Origin of the sequence: Streptomyces sp. NPDC048521, from assembly GCF_043199855.1 — a bacterium.
GTDB lineage: Bacteria > Actinomycetota > Actinomycetes > Streptomycetales > Streptomycetaceae > Streptomyces.
This window is the reverse complement of record NZ_JBICWR010000023.1, coordinates 84,699-101,629: the sequence shown is the minus strand read 5'-3', so window position 1 is coordinate 101,629 and position 16,931 is coordinate 84,699. Positions and strand designations below refer to the sequence as shown.

The window sequence follows — 16,931 nt, the reverse complement described above, 5'->3', positions numbered from 1 at the left end:
CAGCCGTACTTCAGCCGACCACATCACACGGTCGGGCTACGCACTGCCTCCGAACCCCGCCCAGGTCGGTGGTAAGGCGGGCCACCGAGGCCGAGAGGCACTGCGATCTGCGGTGTGCACTGCAGGCCGTCCCCAGGGCGTCTACCGGCCGGGCTTGCCCTGAAGTCCGGTCACTTGCGCCAGAACAGGTGATGCGTCACGCCGCTCGGGCTGGGCACGACCTCCAAGTGGAACCGGTCGAGCAACTCATCGGGGGAATCCCAGAGTCGTAGTCCGGACCCGAGCTTCACCGGCGAAACCGCCACATGCATGGTGTCGACGAGGTCTGCGGCGAGGAACTGCCGGATGGTGGTGACCCCGCCCCCGAGCCGGACGTCCTTGCCCTGCGCCGCCTCCCGCGCCTGTTCGAGGACCGAGACCGGGTCGCCGTCGACGAAGTGGAACGTGGTGTCGGAGAGCGTGATCGAAGGACGCTTGTGGTGGGTCATGACGAACACCGGGGTACGGAACGGGGGCTCCTCCCCCCACCAGCCGCGCCACTCGTGGTCCTGCCAAGGCCCGCGCTGGGGCCCGAACTTGTTACGGCCCATGATCTCGGCACCGATGTTACGGGCATAGTCACGCGTGAAGTAGTCGTCCAGGCCCCGGCTCCCGCCCGGATCGGTGCGCATGGGCCAGCTCGCCGTGGCACCGGCCCACGCGAACAGCCTCTCCGGACCGGCAAGGCCGAACGGACACTCCAAGCTCTGGTTCTCACCGGCACCGATGCCGTCACTTGAGACGTTGAAGTTCTGAACCCTCAACAACTGAGCCACCTGTTCCTCCAGTGTTGTCCGGACAACGGTGGTGAGACTCTCGGGGCCGGAAGAACTCATCGCTGCGGCGGTGACCAGTCAGACGCCGGGCTACTCGCTCGGGCCCAGCCGCACGCAGCACTCCCCGCGCTGGGGGGCCAGGATCGCTTGGACTCCGTTGACCTGCAGACCGTTGAGGTAACCGCCGAGAAAGGCCAGGTTCATGCCGCACACCAGGTCGGGGGCCTTCTCGGCCAGCGGATGGAACGGACAGTTGCGCAGCCGGAGCTGAGTGGGGGTTTCCCGGACGGGTTCGTAACCGTACTGTTCCAGCAGCCGCTCGCAGGCGGTCAGCCCGCGCTCGGGGCCCAGGCGGCCCGGGCGGGTCTCATCCCTGGCCTCCTCCCCCATCTGCTGACCGCGCTGCTCAGCGGTCCGGACCGCTGCCTGCGCGGCGTTTTCGTCGGCACCCTCGGTCAGTACGGCATCCAGCAGAAGGTCCGCTAGGAGTTCGTGGCGCCGATCGGGGATGCTCACGGTGATCTGGACGTCGGTGGGCTCGTACACCTTCGGCTGCCTGCCGACCTTGCGGATCCCGCCGGGCGTTTCGTAGCGGGCGCGGAGCAGACCCGCGTCGACGAGTTTGTCGAGGTGGAAGGCGGCGAGTTTGCGGGATATGCCGACGCTGGCGGCGGCCTCGTCGCGGGTGACGGCACGGCGGGCACGCCGGATGAACGTGAACATGCGTCGCCGCGAGTCCTCGCTCAGGACGCTGACGGAGTCGATGGCGGTGTCGGCCACGCCGGTCCGCGGAGTCGGGTCAGAAGCCACCACACCACCATAACTCCCACGTGCGTGGGCACAAGTGTTCTTTTAGCTTCCTGCCCTGCACTTCTTGACGCCCCACCTGAATAAGACCAAGAATTGTTGGTGAAACTCGCAGGAGGTCGCGATGCCCAGTGACTCACAGCTCCAGGCGAAGCGCCCGGTCAGCGCCTCACTCGCCGGCCCGTACGGCCATCCGTTCCACCCGATTCTGGTGACGGTGCCGATCGGGGCCTGGGTGACCAGCCTGGTGTTCGACATCGCTTCCCATGTCGTGCACCGTCCGGGATTCCTGACGCAGGGCTCGGAGTGGTTGATCGCGGTGGGTGTGATCGGAGCCCTGCCGGCGGCCATGGTCGGATTCCTCGACCTGTTCGCGATCCCGGCCGGCACCCCGGCCTTTCGCACCGCCCTGGTCCACATGACGCTGAACCTGCTGGTGTCTGCCGCCTACACCGTCAACTTCCTCTGGCGCCACAGCACGTACACCGACGGTGGGAGCGTCGGTCTCGGCAGCCTCATCCTGGCCGCACTCAGCCTGGCGGTCCTGGGCATCTCGGGTCATCTGGGCGGCAAGCTCGCCTACCGCTACGGCGTACGGGTCGCCGACGAGAGCACCCAAGCCGAGGGATACACGCCAGGCCACAGCGGCAGCGACGCCCGCTCCGTCGTGTGACCGGGCCTGCGCACCGCCCACGGCGGCCGGTGCCGTCCGGCTGCCGTTCGACATCGTCATCACTCGGGAGTTCCCCATGGACATCGCCGCACTGATCACCTGGGTGGTCACCGCCCTCGGCGGCTTCTACATGCTCGGCACCTGGATCCGACGCGGCGGGATCCGGCAGCAGCAATCCGGCACCAGCCGCCTGCCCGCACCGGTCGTCTTCGGTCACTTCGCCCTGGCCGCGATCGGGCTGGTGGTGTGGATCATCTATGTCGTGGCCGACCGGAATGCCCTGGCCTGGACCGCCTTCGGTCTGCTGCTGCCGGTCGCCCTGCTGGGATTCGTGATGCTGGCCCGCTGGATCCCCGTCTACCGCGACCGCGCCGCCGGGGCGCCACCGGCCGCCACAGTGGCTCAGGCAGCCGAGGAGGCCCTCCCTGCCGAGCGGCACTTCCCGCTGCCGGTGGTGCTGGCACACGGTCTGTTCGCCGTGGTCACCCTCGTCCTGGTCCTGCTCACTGCCCTGGGCATCGGTGGCAGCTGACATGACCGAGCGCTCGCACCGCACCACCGCCCGAGCAGATGAGCCCGCCGAGGACGCCACGGCGCCCGCCCGGCCTGCCCTGCGGGTCGTCCACCAGCCCGGCGGTATCGACCTGGCCGCCGCGGAAGCCGCAGCCGGCCAGTTCCTCACCGCCCTCGGCATCTCCACCGCCTCGGAGAGCCTGCGCGGCACACCGGGACCTTCTCCAACGACGAGGGCTACGACGAACTCGTCCTGGCCCGCCGCATACCCGTCCGGTCGGTATGCGAGCACCATCTGCTCCCCTTCGTCGGTACCGCCCACGTGGGCTACCTTCCCGGCGCCCGCATCCTGGGCCTGTCCAAGCTGGCCCGCGTCGTCGAGCACTTCGCCTGCCGCCCGCAGGTCCAGGAACGCCTGACCAAACAGGTCGCCGACTGGCTGCAGACCCACCTGGAGCCCAAGGGCGTGGGCGTGGTGATCGAGGCCGAACACTCCTGCATGACCCTGCGCGGCGTCCAGGCCACCGGATCCAGCACCATGACCTCCACCCTGCTCGGCCTGCTGCGTTCCGACGCCCGCTCCCGCAGCGAATTCCTTGCCTTGACCGGTGCTGCCTCCTGACCCGGCAGCGCCGCACACAGTCCGGCCCGAACACGGGACGAGAACGGCTTCCTCCGCACGCTGCTCGCGGGCCGCCTGCTACCTACTGGAGCCACGAGGGCGGGGACGGCGGCTACATCACCCTCAACGGCGCCACCGACGACGGCCGGCGAAGCGCCGCGGTTCCCTGTCCGAGGCACGCGGCGACACCCCGGCGCACCTACCGGATCAGGAGAACGCGGCCAGCGCCCTGATCGACCACGCACTGTGTGGCTACATCGAGAAGTAGCGGCTTCCCGTTCCCGTCGGCCGCCACCGCGGCGGCCGACGGGACAACGGCGCCCGCGGGTACCAAGGGATGCCTCATCCAGCGCTGTGGGGAGGTTGCGCCGGTGAACGAGTGGCTGTGACCAGCACAGTCGCAACGGCCCTCAGACGACGTCGAATTCGTTGCCCTCGGGGTCCTGCATGGCGGCGGCGTAGAGCCCCATGTTCGGCTCATCCTTGATCCGCAGTACGGTGGCACCAGCTTTGACCAGCCGTTCCACCGTAGCCTTGACCCGCTGTGTGCGGACGTCCAGCGGGACGTCACGGCCCCCACCGACCTTCAGGTCGAAGTGCCACCGGTTCTTGGCGACCTTCGGCTCCGGAACCTGCTGGAACCACACCCTCGGTCCACGTCCCGCGGGATCGATGATCGACTCCGGAACATCCCCGGCACCGGCCGGCAACTCCGCCTCGGGCACCCCCACCGCCGCCCAGTAAGCACGCCACGTGGCGTGCCCGGCCGGCGCAGGCTCAGGCACGTAGCTCAGGGCCTCGGCCCAGAACGTCACCATTCTCTGCGGATCGGAGCAGTCGATCGTCAGCTGCACTGTCATCTCCATGCTCGGAGCATGCCAGGCAGGTCTGACAGACGATCCACTTTCGTAACAGGCCCCAATCGCCTTTTGCGTTGAGCCATCGAGCGCTAGTGTCCGGGTGCGGCGAGTTGACCCACGAGGAGTTGCGGACATGGTCGGTCGTACGAGCGCGCGTTGACGTTGTAGGCCGATCGGCCTGTCATCGCGTGCTGCCTTGATGTTGCGGCACGGCGAGCCTTCTCCTGCCTGACCCGTCGGCGCACCTGCCGTGCGGTAGCGGGCCTCGTTGTCGGCGACCCGAGGGATCCCTGTGCCGTCCGCATCCTCCGCTGTATCCGATTCCGGTCGACCCGTTCCGTCAAGCCTGTGGCGGGACAGCGATTTCCGCAGACTCTGGCTGGGGCAGACCGCCTCCCAACTCGGGGAACACACGGGTCTGGTCGTTCTTCCACTCTTGGCCGTGCTGGCGCTCGATGCCAGTGCCACCCAACTGGGCGTCCTGCGCGCCGTGGGCCAGGCGCCGATCCTGTTGCTCTCGCTCTTCGTCGGTGCATGGGTGGACAGGTGGCGGACCCGCACAGTGATGGTGCTGGCTGACGCCGGCCGGACCCTTGCCCTGGGTGCCGCCGCCGTGGCCGGCCTCTTCGGCTTGCTCGGTCTGCCCGCGCTCTTCCTGATCGCCTTCGCCGTCGGGACCCTGTCCGTGTTCTTCGACGTGGCATACCAGGCGTCTCTCGTACAGCTGGTGTCACGCGATCAGCTGGTGCGGGGCAACAGCGCGCTCGAGGGCAGCCGGTCCGCGGCTCAGATCGGCGGTCCCGCCCTCGGTGGTGCGTTGGTGTCCCTGCTGTCGGCGCCGATCGCCACCGCGTGCAGCGCGCTGACCTTCGCGCTGTCATTCCTGTCGATCCGACGAATCCGCCGAGTCGAATCCACCCCGGAGCGCCTGGAACGTCCCTCTCGGGTCTGGCGGCGCATCCACGAGGGTCTCCGTTTCGTCGTCAGCGATGCCGCGCTGCGGACCGTGTGCCTGGCCGCGGCCGCCTTCCAGTTCTCCTTCGCAGCCGTGATGACCGTCTACCTGCTCTTTCTGCCGCGGGAACTGCACCTGTCCGGCACCGCCGTCGGGCTGGCACTCGCGGCGACAGGGCCGGGCGCGCTCCTGGGCTCCATTCTGGCCGCCCGCCTGCCGAACCGGTTCGGGTACGGCCCGGTACTCGTGGCCGCGGCGGCCATCGGCGACGGCGTGTTCTTGTGTGTACCCGCGCTGCACGGCTCCTCCGCGGTGACCGTTCCCGCGCTCCTTGCCATCAATGTCGTCTTCGGGGCCGGCGGCCAGTTGGTGAATGTGGCGGTCATGGCCGTCCGGCAGACGGTCACTCCAGACGGGATGCAAGGGCGTGCGGCCGCGACGATCACGTGCGTCGGCATGGGGCTGTCTCCACTCGGCTCCCTGCTCGGCGGGTTCCTCGCGGAGCGGTGGGGCTTGCGCGCCAGTCTCTCGGCGACGGCCGCAGGCATGCTGCTGTCCCCCGTCGTGATGGCGCTGTCCCCGCTCGCACGCCTTGGGCGGACGCTTCCGGCCGCGCGGAATGCGCCGTTCACGGCTGGCCGCTTTGAGGTCACCGACTCCAGCAGCCGCCCTGCCGGTGACGCCGAGTGAGGTCCTGCAAGCCGGCTCGTGGGAACCGAGGGAGTAGCGAAGGCCCCGTCGACGCCATGGCATTGGGCTTGGAACCGAATGAAGGTTCACCCGCAACCTCCACCGTCCTACGCGGGACCCACGCCCCCGTGGCGGCCGCGTTCTCCGCAAGTCAGCCACATCCGTGGGTCCCCGTCCGCACCGCACTCCGAGCAGGCCACCACGCCGGGGTGGCGCAGCCCCTCAAGGGCGGTGGACACCTGTCATCACCAGGTCACGGGTAGCTCCAGGGGGAAGCGCCGGATGGTCTTGGTGTCCCATTGCACTTCCTGGGCGGGTACCGCGAGACGCAGGGTCGGGAAGCGCGTGAACAGGGCGCCGACAGCCGTCTGCAGTTCCGCGAGGGCCAGTGGGGTGGCGATGCAGTGGTGTCCGCCCCAGCCGAAGGTCATATGGGGGTGGGCCGAGCGGTCGGGGTCGAGGGCGTCCGGGTCGCAGAACACGGCAGGGTCCCGGTTGGCTGCCAGGTAGGAGACGTGGACGAAGTCTCCCGCACGGATGAGGACTCCCTCCAGTTCGACGTCTTGCAGGGCGATGCGCGGGATGCCGACGCCCTTGCGGAACGGGATGTGCCGCAGGAGTTCGTCCAGCACCTGCGGTAGTCGTTCGGGATCGCGTTGCAGCAGGGCGAGTAGCTCGGGGTGGGTCAGCAGGGTGTAGGCGATGTTGCTGATCTGGCAGGTGGCTGTGTCGTTCCCGCTGAGGATGAGTGTCAGCGCCAGTACGGCCAGTTCGTCGTCGTTCAGCGGGTCGTCGTCGTCCTCGCCGGGGCTGGCCATGGCGCTGATGAGGTCATCTCCTGGATCCGTTCGCCGCTCGGCGACCAGTCCGGCGAAGTAGGAGCGCAGGTGCTGCTTGGCGGCCGCCGCCGTCTGCCGGGCCTCGGGTGAAGTGGCCAGCATCTGCTGCGTACGGCGCAGCATGAGGGGCCGGTCGGCATCGGGTACGCCCAGCAGTTCGCAGATCGTGTGGTTGGGCAGCCGCACGGACAGGCATTGGGCCAGGTCTGCTGGTGGGCCTTGCTCGGCCATGTCGTCCAGGAGGCGCCCGGCGACCCGCTCGATGGCCGGCCTCATGCGCTGCACACTGCTGTTGGTGAACGCGCGGGCGGCGGCGCGACGCAGCCGGCTGCTCTCCGGCGGGTCCATCACATTGAGCGACTCCGGGGAGACGATGGGCTCCGGAGTCAGCCGGGGGTAGTCGCTGCCGATGATGGCAGCGCGGCTGAACCTCGGGTCGGTCGTCACCTGCCGTACGCCGTCGAACGTGGTGACCAGCCACGCCTCGGCCTTCCCGTAGGGCAGCCGGATCCGGCTTACCGGGCCCTTCGCCATGAGCTGTGCGAGCGACGGGTCGAAGGCCAGCTCCTCACTGAAATCGAAGGGACAGGTGACCGCGCCGGGGTGGTCCATCCGTACTCCTGAGTGCGTAGGGCCTTGCGGCCATGCGGGCGAAACGGCCGGGCACGCGACACGGCCGCCCAGTCCAAGGGCATATTTCGCATACTGCGGCAGAGCGCCGCCCGATGCACCCCGGGGGACCGCGTCCGACGGCAGAGAAGCGGTGAGAAACCCCTGGCCGGGCGCCTCGTGAAACCCACTTCGTCGAGGCGGCCGATCGGCTCTTTTCCGGGGCTACAGCCTGATCACGGCACCCATCGGCAAGGAGCCGTGCCCGCTATCACGCACCAACTCGTACGCCAATTGCGGTTGAGCCTTTCGGGGCGTTTACCGAAGCTGCTTAAAGATGCGGTCGCGAAGCCCTGCTGGATACCCTCGATGAGTGGGGCGGTGACGGAGTCCCGCGTCCCTAGCCCAGCGGTAACGGCGACTTCCGCCGTGCAGACTCATGCGGCGTTCACGCCTCAACGGGAGGAAGGCTTTCCATGAGGTTCACTGCTACACGTATGGCAAAAGCGGCTACGGCAACTGCGATCGCGCTTCCCCTCACGTTCGGCGGCCTGACTGCGCAAAGCCACGCACAGAGTCCGTCCCCCAGCCCGTCGGGAACGTTCGGTTCCGGCTGTTCGGCACTCTCCCAGAAGGCCGACACGGCCAAGGACAAGATCACGGAAGCCGCGGCCGCATACCCACAGCTCAGCCAGCTGGTATCGGCTGTGGTCAGGGCGAACCTGAGTGACACCCTCGACGGGAAGCCCGACATCACCGTCTTCGCACCCAACGACCAGGCCTTCCAGAAAGTCACCATGTCGCAGCTCACCTCGCTACTGGGCAACGAGGGGCAGCTGAAGAAGGTGCTGACCTACCATGTCGTGGACGAGCGAATCACCCCGGACGAACTTTCCAACGGTTCCTTCACGACGGTGCAAGGCGGCAAACTGACCACGTCAGGATCGGGGACCGACTTCAAGGTCAACGGCAAAGCGAACATCGTCTGCGGCAACATCAAGGTTGCGAACGCCACCATCTATGTCGTGGACTCCGTCCTCCAGCCACCGTCCTGACACGTTGAACTTTCCGGCAACGGCGCGCATCGTCCTGCTGGCTCTCGCGGCCGGTCAGTTCCTGATGGCGCTCGACAGCTCGGTCATGAACGTCTCGATCGCGACGGTGGCCAAGGACGTGGGCACGACGGTGACGGGCATCCAAGGCGCCATCACTGCCTACACCCTCGTGATGGCGATGTTCATGATCCCCGATTCATGATCGGCTGTGTCATCTACGGCTGCGGCTCCCTGACCACGGCGCTCGCACCGAACCTGCCCGTGCTGCTGCTCGGTTGGTCGTTTCTCGAGGGGGTCGGGGCGGCACTCATCCTGCCCGCGATCGTGGCGCTTGTGGCGAGCAACTTCCCTGTTGAACGCCGTCCCGCCGCCTACGGTCTCGTCGCGGCCGCGGGGGCCGTGGCGATCGCGGTCGGGCCGCTCATCGGGGGTGTCGCGACGACGTACTTCTCCTGGCGGTGGGTCTTCGCCGGTGAGGTCGTGATGGTGCTCGGCATCCTGGTGCTCGCCGGCCGCATCGCCGACGCACCGACCGGCGAGCGCCCGCGCATCGATCTCGTCGGCGCCGTGCTGTCCGCGCTCGGGCTCGGGATCTTCGTCTACGGGGTACTCCGCTCGGACGAATGGGGATGGTTCCAGCCGAAGCCCGAGGCGCCCTCGTGGCTCGGCGTCTCGCTGGTCTTGTGGCTGATGCTGGCCGGTCTGTTCCTGGTCCGGCTCTTCCTCGGCTGGGAGGCCCGCATGGTGGAGCAGCGCAGGGAGCCCCTCGTCGACCCGGCCATGCTGCGCAACAAGCAGCTCACCGGCGGACTGACGATGTTCTTCTTCCAGTACCTCGTTCAGATGGGTGTCTTCTTCGTCGTACCGCTCTATCTGTCCGTCGCCCTGGGCCTGTCCGCGCTCACGACCGGCGCCCGCATCCTGCCGCTCTCCGTGACACTGCTGGCGGCCGCCGTCTTGATCCCGCGCTTCTTCCCGGACATCTCGCCGCGGCGGGTGGTGCGGCTCGGGACCCTCGCGTTGCTCGCGGGCGCGGTGGCCCTGATGGCCGCGCTCGACGCGGACGCCGGCGCGGAAATCGTCACTCTTCCCCTCCTGTTGATCGGGCTCGGCATGGGCGCGCTGGCCTCCCAGCTCGGGTCGGTCACCGTGTCCGCCGTGCCTGAAGCACAGAGCTCAGAAGTCGGCGGTGTCCAGAACGCCGTCACCAACCTCGGCGCCTCGATCGGTACAGCACTCGCCGGGTCGATCCTGATCGCGGCGATGACGACTTCGTTCCTGACCAGCGTGGAGCAGAATCCGGCGATCCCGGGTGAGGTCAAGAGCCGGGCGACGGTCGAACTCCGAAGCGGCGTACCGTTCCTGTCGGACGCCCAGCTCAAGTCCGCCCTCGACGAAGCGGGCACGAGCCCCGAGGTGACTCGAGCGGCACTCGACGCGAACACCGGCGCAAGGATCGACGGCCTTCGTGCCGCACTCGGCATCCTCGCCTCCACCGCTCTCCTCGCCCTGTTCTTCACCTCACGGATCCCGAATACCCAGCCCCGTTCGACGGAGCCGTAGATTCGGGGTCAGGACGTCAGGACCTTCTGCTTGGCCTGCTGGAACTCCGCATCGGTGAGTACACCCCTGCTCCTGAGCTCGGAGAGCTTGGTCAGCTCGTCCGCGTGGCCGCCCGCACCCGCGCTTCCGGCGCTTCCCCGCATGTACACGTCGAGCGCGGCCTGCCGTGCCCTGGCGGCCTGTTGTTCACGCTTGCCCATGGCACGGCCTCGGGCGATCAGGTACACGAAGACTCCGAGGTACGGCAGGATGATCACCAAGAAGGTCCATCCCGTCTTTCCCCAGCCACTCAGCGAGTCGTCACGGAAGACATCGCCGATGACACGGAACAACAGGATGATCCACAGGAAGATCCACATCATGGTCCAGAACGCGTCCAGGAGCGGGTAGTCGTATGCCAGATACAGGTCGCTGCTCGTAGTCGTCCTTCTGTCTTTTGCCGTGCCTCGCGGCGCCAAGTCGTCTCCGGCCACTTCAGGCGCTACGCGTTCCGGGCGGGGACTCGGCCGGTGCGTACGGCGTCGGTGAGGGCCTGGTGGTCGCGTTCGTTCTGGTCGGCGTAGCGTTCGGCGAAGATGGCGAGTGCGCGGTCGAAGACGTCGCCGCCGCCGAGGTAGGCGCCGATGGCGATGCGGTCTCCGGAGCGGGCGTGGGCGCGGGCGAGGGTGGCGCCGCAGAGTTCGCCGAAGGCGCGCATGTCCTCGGGGACCATGAGCTGGGGTTCGGCGATGCCTTTCCAGTCCCGCAACCGGCGGATGTAGAAGTCGCGTTGGTGTCCGTCGATGCCGGTGACGCGTTCCCAGCCGAGGAAGATGTCGCTGGCGGCCTGCATGAGGCGCTGCCCGGCGACGACTCGTTGGCCCTGGTTGTCGTAGGTACTCGTGCCGGCGTACGGGGCCAGCACCGACTGGTCGGCTTCCTTGGCCTGCAGCAGCAGCGGATCCTCCTCGTCCCTGCCGACCAGCAGGATGATCCAGCAGCGGGTGCCGACGCTGCCGACCCCGACGACCTTGCGGGCCATGTCGACGATGCGGTACTGCCGCAGCAGACGGCGACGGTCGGACTGCAGGCTGTGACCGTACCGTTCGATCAACTCACGTAGCTGTTCCTCCAGTTGGTCGCGGTCGACGCCCGGCAGCAGGTCCTGCAGTGGCACGATCAGCGGCGGATCGGGGGTGATCCTGCGCCGGCCGTCGGTTATCCGCGTGAGCTTTTCGAATGCCTGGAGGTTGTCGCGGCTGCGGGCCTTGGCCAGGGCCCGCCGGGTACGCGCGCGGCCCCGCGCTCCCAGCTTCCGGTTCGCCAGCGCCTGCAGAGCGTCCATGTCGACCTGGGAGTACCAGACGGCGAGGTTGCCGAGGCCGGCGAAGTGGCGCATCCGCTCGCGGTAGGACCGTACCGTCGCCCGTACGACGGAGTCCCGCTCGGTGTCCGTGTAGCCGTTTTCGCGCCCCGCGATGGCCAGGCTGGCGGCCAGCCGTTTGACGTCCCATTCCCAGGGGCCGGGCAGGGTCTCGTCGAAGTCGTTGATGTCGAACATCAGATGCCGCTCGGGCGAGGCGAGCAGCCGGAAGTTCAGCAGATGCGCATCCCCGCACAACTGCGTGGTGATTCCCGAGCAGGGAGTGTCGGCCAGGTCACCGGCCATGATGGCGGCGGCACCCCGGTAGAAGCGGAAGGGGGACTCCAGCATCCGGCCGTAGCGGATGGGCACGAGTTCCGGCAGTCGGGTGGCCGACTGCGCCTCGATGGTGTCCACCGGGTCCGGCCGCTTCGCCGAGGGCTGGTACTCCGCGTGGGCGGAGCGCGGAGCGTCTGCCCGCGCCGCCCGGCCCCGTGCCGCCCGTTCCTCCGGAAGCTCCCCGCTGACCTGGCCAGCCATGACGCCACCTCCTGGGCGGAGCAGCCCGAGCAGCCCGCGTGGAGCACCTGCCCGCCCGCATCCGGGCCTGCTTCGCCCTCTCCCACCGTTCCACACCCCGCACCAGCCGGCATCTCGGCCATCGGCATCGCTGGGACGGGATGGCCCCGAGCCGCCGTATGACCGAACTCGCCATCGAGGTGCCGGGTTGCAGCAGTAAGGAACCGCATCGTTCGTTCTGAACACTGCGATCGCTCTGGTCCTCACCCCGGTGTGTCATGTCCTGCGGTCCCTGCCTGCGCAGCCGCGTCGGACAACTCCGGCCTGCGCGGACGGTCTGCGAACAACTCATCGACAGCGGCCGGTCGCGCACCCCGAGGTGCGCCGCGCACCCCGCAGGACGACATTGGAAGTAGCCCGACCGGCCGAACGCGAACGCGCGGTCGTGCGGGGCCGTACGACACGAAGGAGCCGGCGATGACCAGTCATGCGAGTGGGGCTCGCTCGGGCGCGGCGGTGCGCAGTTCGGAGAAGACCGGTATAGGCAGCGGCTGGTTGGTCTTCGCGGCCGTTCTGATGATCTTCGGTGGCCTGATGATGCTCTTCACGGGCATCGCCGCGATCGCCAACGACAACGTGTTCCTCGCCACCCGCAACTACGTGTACGCGTTCGATCTCACCGGATGGGGCTGGATCCACCTGATCATAGGCGTAGTCATCACTCTCGCCGGCGCAGCCCTGCTCCAGGGCGCCACCTGGGCCAGAGTCGTCGGAGTGGGGCTGGCCGGCCTGGCCATGCTCGCAAACTTCCTCTGGCTCCCCTACGCACCGTTCTGGGCCATCGTCCTGATCGCGATCAACGGCTTCGTCATCTGGGCACTGTGCACCGCTCCCAGCCCGTCCGAGCGATGAACGGGGGATGGCCCCGGGGCTGCGGCCCGGGATCCCGACCGTCTCCGGATCGGACACACCCATGAAGGACCTCAAGTTCGAGCAGAAACGCTCGCTGTCACGCCTTGAGGCGGCTGACCAGCTCACGGCACTCGCAGCCGCACTGCGAGAAGGCGGGGACGCCGAACTGGAACTCAGCCCCGGAACGCTGAGCCTGCGGATTCCCGACGACCTTCACAGCGAGATCGAGGTCGAGATCGGCGACGGGGAGGTCGAGCTGGAGATCGAGTTCACGTGGCCGACCGCACCGACAAGGACGGCACCATCGCGGACGGGCACGGGCACGGGCACGGGCACGGGGACGGGGACGAGGGAAACCACAACACGCAAGAGCGTGCCCGCCAAGCCAGGGCGTCGCGGCAGTACGGGCGCCGACAAGACCAAGAGCACGAAGCAGTCCGCTACGAAAACGCCCTGAGTCGTGTCCGGGACCTCGGCCGGCCACCACGCGACGAGACGCGGCCACGTGCCCGAAGACCTGTGTCCGACGCAGCGGTCACTCGGCAGGCGCGTCCAAGTACCCGACGTGTACGGCACATTGCCGAGGCGGCCTTGATCCCTGGGCACATACGTTCCCCCGCATCACTCGATGCGGTAACCGAGGCGTACGCGCCATGCGGCGGCTCCATGATCGGAACATCGGAACAGAAGCGCCAGGCGAACCGGCGCACCTGTCAAGCACGTGATCTTGGGGGCAACGGCATGACGTCAACTCCGCAACGAGGCGAGCGTCTGGACGAGCAGGCGGTCCTGCTGGTGGCGGGCCTGGCCGACCTGGCGGTGAGCACCATCAGCTCGGCCGCCGGAACGCTTCAGGGACTGCTGCGCCGCGCCGACGGCGCCGACCTCGCGCGGGACGCGGAGCAGGATCTGATGTCCCGCGGCCGGCTCGCTCTGGACCGGTACGCGACAGCACCCTCCGCTCACCTCGAAGTGCTGGCCCAGCACGTACTCGCCCGGCAGGCGGCCTCCGGTCGCGATGTCTGACACATGGGAGTCGGCCGCGTTCAAGCAGCGCGTCGACGACATCCTGGGCCCTTTCCTGGCAGCTGAGGCCGAACACCTGCTCGAGATCGACGACGTCCTGGAACCGGTGGCGGAACAACTGCAGCGTGCGGCCGTGCACGGCAAACGGCTGCGGGCGGCGTTCTGCTACTGGGGCTGGCGCGCGGCGGGGCAGCCCGACAACGACGCCCTCATGCGGGCCGCCGCCTCGATGGAGTTGGTGCATGCCGCGGCGGTCGTCCACGACGATCTCATCGATGACAGCCCTCTGCGTCACAACCGGCCCACCGTCCACGTCGCTCTGCAGGCCCCTCTGACCGGGCGGCCGCGGGCGCGCGCCGCCGCCCGCTGTCTGGCCATGCTGGTCGGGGATCACCTGATGGCGCTGGCGGGGCAACTGTTCGTCACGAGCGGCCTGCCCGCCGCCTACCTCGCCCGGGCCCGGCCCCTGTGGGCGGCACTCGCCCGGGAACTCATCGCGGGCGAATGCCTGGAGATCCTGAGCACGGGCACCAGTCCGGACACGGATCTGTCCCTGAAGGTGATCCGCTACAAGACCGCCAAGTACACCGTCGAGCAGCCCCTGCTCATCGGCGGTCTGCTGGCCGGGGCCGACTCGCACCTGCGTGCCGGCCTGTCCGCCTACGGACTGCCGCTGGGAGAGGCGTTTCAGCTGCGGGACGATCTGCTGGGCCTGTTCGGTGAACCGGAGCGCACGGGCAAGGCCGGCCTGGACGACATCCGCAACAACCGCCCCACCGCCCTGCTGGCCGCGGCCTGGCAGGCTGCCCTGCCCGCCCAGCGCGACCACCTCACCGGCGTACTGGGGCGCCGGGACCTGGACGAGGGGCAACTGGCCCGTGTGCGGGAGTTGCTGGTGACCCTCAAGGCGCCGGAGCAGATCGAGGAAATGATCGACACGCGTGTGCGGGAAGCCATCCGCGTCCTGAACGGCCTCGACCTTCCCGCCCATGCCCGGCGGGCCCTGAGCGACCTCGCGCACTCGGCCACCGACCGCCGGCACTGAACACGCCCACCGCCGCGGCAGCCCCGCTGTCGTAGGGGACCTGCAGACAAGGATTTCCGTCATGACCTACACCGAGACGTCGATGGACGCCCTGCGCCGGTCCGGTGACGAACTCGCCGACACCGTCGTGGCCACGCTGTTCGAGCGCGGGGAGGTGGGCACGTTCAACACCCTGATGCGGTACGTCTCGACCGCCGGCGCGCCCCTGCCCGACGGGCTGCCCGACGTCGCCCGCGAGTACCTCCGGGCCACCAGCGTGCCACCGGCCTGGGTGGACTGGGCGGAGATGGAGAAGGCGCGGCTTTTCTTCATCGACAACAGCGTGCACATCTCCACGGCGCTGTCCTTCGTCTCCATGCCCGCCTGCTATGTCGTTCCGCACGTGGCCAAGCTGCTGTCGGCCACCCACGGTCTGAACTACCCGTCCAAGCGGATGGCGGAGACCGGGCAGTTCACCGTCTACCTGATGCAGCCCGACGCCTTCGAGGCGGGCAGCCGCTTCCTCCCCGCCGCGCAGAAGGTGCGCCTGCTGCACGCCTCCATCCGCCACCACCTCGAGCGCGAGAACCGCTGGGACACCGCGGCCCTGGGGACGCCGATCTGCCAGGAGGACATGATCGGCGGGCAGATGTTCTTCTCCCTGCTCGTCCTGGACAGCCTGCACCGCCTCGGCATCCACATGTCCACCGAGGGCGCCGAAGCGTACTTCTACGCCTGGCGCGTGGTCGGCGCCATGCTCGGTGTCGACCAGGGCGCCGTGCCCCGAACCCTGGAAGAGGCCCGCCAATTCCTCGACCTGTACATGGTTCGCCACATGGGCCCCTCCGAGGAGGGCACCCACCTGACCCGGCAGCTGATCGACCTCTACGAGGAAGTCGTACCGGGCACCTTCTTCGACCCGATCGTCTCCGCACTCATCCGCTACCTCATCGGGGACACCTGCGCCGACTGGCTCCAGGTTCCCCGCACCGCCTGGGACAGCGTGGTCAAGGTCGTACCCGGCCTGCTCGGCGTGCTGGAGAACATCGAGGACCGCTCACCGCTGGGTGCCTGGGCGCTGGACCGCCTCGGCCACCTCACCACCATCTTCGAGCTGTCCTCCCTCACCCGTGGCCGCGTCATGCACTACGCCATCCCCGAGCAACTGAAGAAGGACTTCGGCGTCACCGGCGGCGTGCCGCGCACCCACCGATGGACCCCGCCCGTATCCACACTCGCTTCCTGAGCACACAGTGGTGCCGGCGTGACCGCGGGCTCGTTCTGGATGGTGAGGCCATCTCGCCGCCGACGTGCGCCAGTTGGTTGAGGACGGGGATTCCGTGTATCGCGGGCGTATCGAAAATCGCATACGCCACCGCGACGGCCCTCCGTCTCCAATGGGGGCATGAACCACAACGCGTCCCTGTCAGCACCGCCCCGGCGCACGCGCGGGATCGTGCTCCTGAGCCTGGCGATCCTCGGCGTGGCGAGCGCCGCGTTCGTCGTGCGGCGGCCGCTCATGATGTCCGCTCCGATGTGCATGGCCGGGCGGTGGCACGGCTGCTTCGACACGTTCAACGGTGTGGTGCTCATGACGTTGGTCGGACTGCCGTTGGCCGCGCTCGTGGTCTGGGGGCTGGCGCGCCGTCGGCGTGCCACCGGTGACACGTCGGCGTGGCGGATGTCGCTGGCCGAGGTGGGCATGGTCCACGGGACGGTGCCGTTCCTATGGATGACCATGATGCCGGGCGCCGGGGCCGGCACCGTCCCCGGCCGGGTGAGCCTGGTACCGCTGCGGGACCTGCTCACGATGGGGCCGGCCGGGATCGTCGGCAACCTGCTGGTCTTCGCGGCGCTGGGGTTCTTCGCCCCCATGCGGTTCTCGGCGCTGGCGTCCGTGCCGCGGGTCCTGGTGCTCGGGGCGGGCTGCTCGGTCCTGGTCGAAACCGCACAGTACGTCCTGCGGTTGGACCGGGTGTCCTCCGTGGACGACGTACTGGTCAACGCCGCCGGCGCCGTGCTGGCCGGGCTGGCGTCACGCCGCTGGTGGCGCACTACGGCCGAAGCGCCGTCGCCTCGCCGCGCGCCGGCACCGGCAGGCTGACTC

16 protein-coding genes and 2 pseudogenes are annotated in these 16,931 nt (G+C 68.6%); 12 read left to right on the top strand and 6 right to left on the bottom strand.

What is annotated here, in order from left to right; all coding sequences use genetic code 11:
* Positions 1–170: 170 nt before the first annotated feature.
* Together ACGFRF_RS36395 and ACGFRF_RS36390 are read right to left on the bottom strand one after the other, a co-directional pair.
* A complete protein-coding gene (locus ACGFRF_RS36395) occupies positions 171–815 on the bottom strand; it encodes a dihydrofolate reductase family protein (protein WP_393747498.1) in 645 nt (214 codons plus the stop codon).
* Positions 816–905: 90 nt separating this feature from the next.
* Positions 906–1,625: a helix-turn-helix transcriptional regulator gene (locus tag ACGFRF_RS36390; RefSeq protein WP_393747496.1), complete on the bottom strand. Its 720-nt coding sequence runs from the start codon at positions 1,623–1,625 to the stop codon at positions 906–908.
* 121 nt (positions 1,626–1,746) lie between these two features.
* Here ACGFRF_RS36390 and ACGFRF_RS36385 point away from each other — a divergent pair, with 121 nt between their 5' ends.
* From ACGFRF_RS36385 to folE, 3 genes and pseudogenes are all read left to right on the top strand, one after another.
* Positions 1,747–2,295, top strand: a complete 549-nt coding sequence (locus tag ACGFRF_RS36385) for a DUF2231 domain-containing protein (RefSeq protein WP_393747494.1) — start codon at positions 1,747–1,749, stop codon at positions 2,293–2,295.
* A gap of 76 nt (positions 2,296–2,371) precedes the next feature.
* Positions 2,372–2,827: a hypothetical protein gene (locus ACGFRF_RS36380; protein ID WP_393747492.1), complete on the top strand. Its 456-nt coding sequence runs from the start codon at positions 2,372–2,374 to the stop codon at positions 2,825–2,827.
* 1 nt (position 2,828) lies between these two features.
* Positions 2,829–3,430, top strand: a pseudogene (gene folE, locus ACGFRF_RS36375) (GTP cyclohydrolase I).
* 410 nt (positions 3,431–3,840) lie between these two features.
* Here the strand turns inward: folE and ACGFRF_RS36370 are convergent.
* The gene (locus ACGFRF_RS36370; RefSeq protein ID WP_393747490.1) at positions 3,841–4,296 is read right to left on the bottom strand and encodes a VOC family protein; all 456 of its coding nucleotides are present in this window, start codon (positions 4,294–4,296) and stop codon (positions 3,841–3,843) included.
* Between the two features lie 286 nt (positions 4,297–4,582).
* On the opposite strand from ACGFRF_RS36370, the gene ACGFRF_RS36365 reads away from it, so the two are divergent.
* The gene (locus ACGFRF_RS36365; protein ID WP_393747488.1) at positions 4,583–5,935 is read left to right on the top strand and encodes an MFS transporter; all 1,353 of its coding nucleotides are present in this window, start codon (positions 4,583–4,585) and stop codon (positions 5,933–5,935) included.
* A 245-nt stretch (positions 5,936–6,180) separates the two neighbouring features.
* Here ACGFRF_RS36365 and ACGFRF_RS36360 read toward each other — a convergent pair whose 3' ends face one another.
* Entirely contained in the window at positions 6,181–7,386 is a 1,206-nt protein-coding gene (locus ACGFRF_RS36360; protein WP_393747486.1) for a cytochrome P450, read from the bottom strand.
* A 473-nt stretch (positions 7,387–7,859) separates the two neighbouring features.
* Here ACGFRF_RS36360 and ACGFRF_RS36355 point away from each other — a divergent pair, with 473 nt between their 5' ends.
* Complete coding sequence (locus ACGFRF_RS36355; protein ID WP_393747484.1) at positions 7,860–8,438, top strand: fasciclin domain-containing protein; 579 nt, start codon at positions 7,860–7,862, stop codon at positions 8,436–8,438.
* Positions 8,439–8,502: 64 nt separating this feature from the next.
* Positions 8,503–10,001 (top strand): annotated as a pseudogene (locus ACGFRF_RS36350) (MFS transporter).
* An 8-nt stretch (positions 10,002–10,009) separates the two neighbouring features.
* Here ACGFRF_RS36350 and ACGFRF_RS36345 read toward each other — a convergent pair.
* On the bottom strand, positions 10,010–10,363 hold the full coding sequence (locus tag ACGFRF_RS36345; protein WP_393747556.1) for an SHOCT domain-containing protein: 354 nt from the start codon (positions 10,361–10,363) through the stop codon (positions 10,010–10,012).
* A 119-nt stretch (positions 10,364–10,482) separates the two neighbouring features.
* Positions 10,483–11,883, bottom strand: coding sequence for a DUF2252 domain-containing protein (locus ACGFRF_RS36340; RefSeq protein WP_393747482.1), 1,401 nt, complete (start codon positions 11,881–11,883; stop codon positions 10,483–10,485).
* Between the two features lie 456 nt (positions 11,884–12,339).
* Between ACGFRF_RS36340 and ACGFRF_RS36335 the strand changes: the two genes are divergently transcribed.
* The 6 genes from ACGFRF_RS36335 to ACGFRF_RS36310 all read left to right on the top strand — a co-directional run bounded on the left by ACGFRF_RS36335 (position 12,340) and on the right by ACGFRF_RS36310 (position 16,928).
* Positions 12,340–12,774 carry a hypothetical protein gene (locus ACGFRF_RS36335; RefSeq protein ID WP_393747480.1) on the top strand — a complete coding sequence of 145 codons (435 nt, stop codon included), beginning with the start codon at positions 12,340–12,342 and terminating at the stop codon, positions 12,772–12,774.
* Between the two features lie 61 nt (positions 12,775–12,835).
* Entirely contained in the window at positions 12,836–13,231 is a 396-nt protein-coding gene (locus tag ACGFRF_RS36330) for an amphi-Trp domain-containing protein (RefSeq protein ID WP_393747478.1), read from the top strand.
* A 284-nt stretch (positions 13,232–13,515) separates the two neighbouring features.
* Positions 13,516–13,800, top strand: a complete 285-nt coding sequence (locus ACGFRF_RS36325; RefSeq protein WP_393747476.1) for a polyprenyl synthetase — start codon at positions 13,516–13,518, stop codon at positions 13,798–13,800.
* Positions 13,793–14,845 carry a polyprenyl synthetase family protein gene (locus ACGFRF_RS36320; protein ID WP_393747474.1) on the top strand — a complete coding sequence of 351 codons (1,053 nt, stop codon included), beginning with the start codon at positions 13,793–13,795 and terminating at the stop codon, positions 14,843–14,845. Before ACGFRF_RS36325 ends, ACGFRF_RS36320 begins: the two co-directional genes overlap by 8 nt.
* A gap of 61 nt (positions 14,846–14,906) precedes the next feature.
* Entirely contained in the window at positions 14,907–16,070 is a 1,164-nt protein-coding gene (locus tag ACGFRF_RS36315; protein WP_393747472.1) for an oxygenase MpaB family protein, read from the top strand.
* A 159-nt stretch (positions 16,071–16,229) separates the two neighbouring features.
* Complete coding sequence (locus tag ACGFRF_RS36310; RefSeq protein WP_393747470.1) at positions 16,230–16,928, top strand: VanZ family protein; 699 nt, start codon at positions 16,230–16,232, stop codon at positions 16,926–16,928.
* Positions 16,929–16,931: the final 3 nt, after the last annotated feature.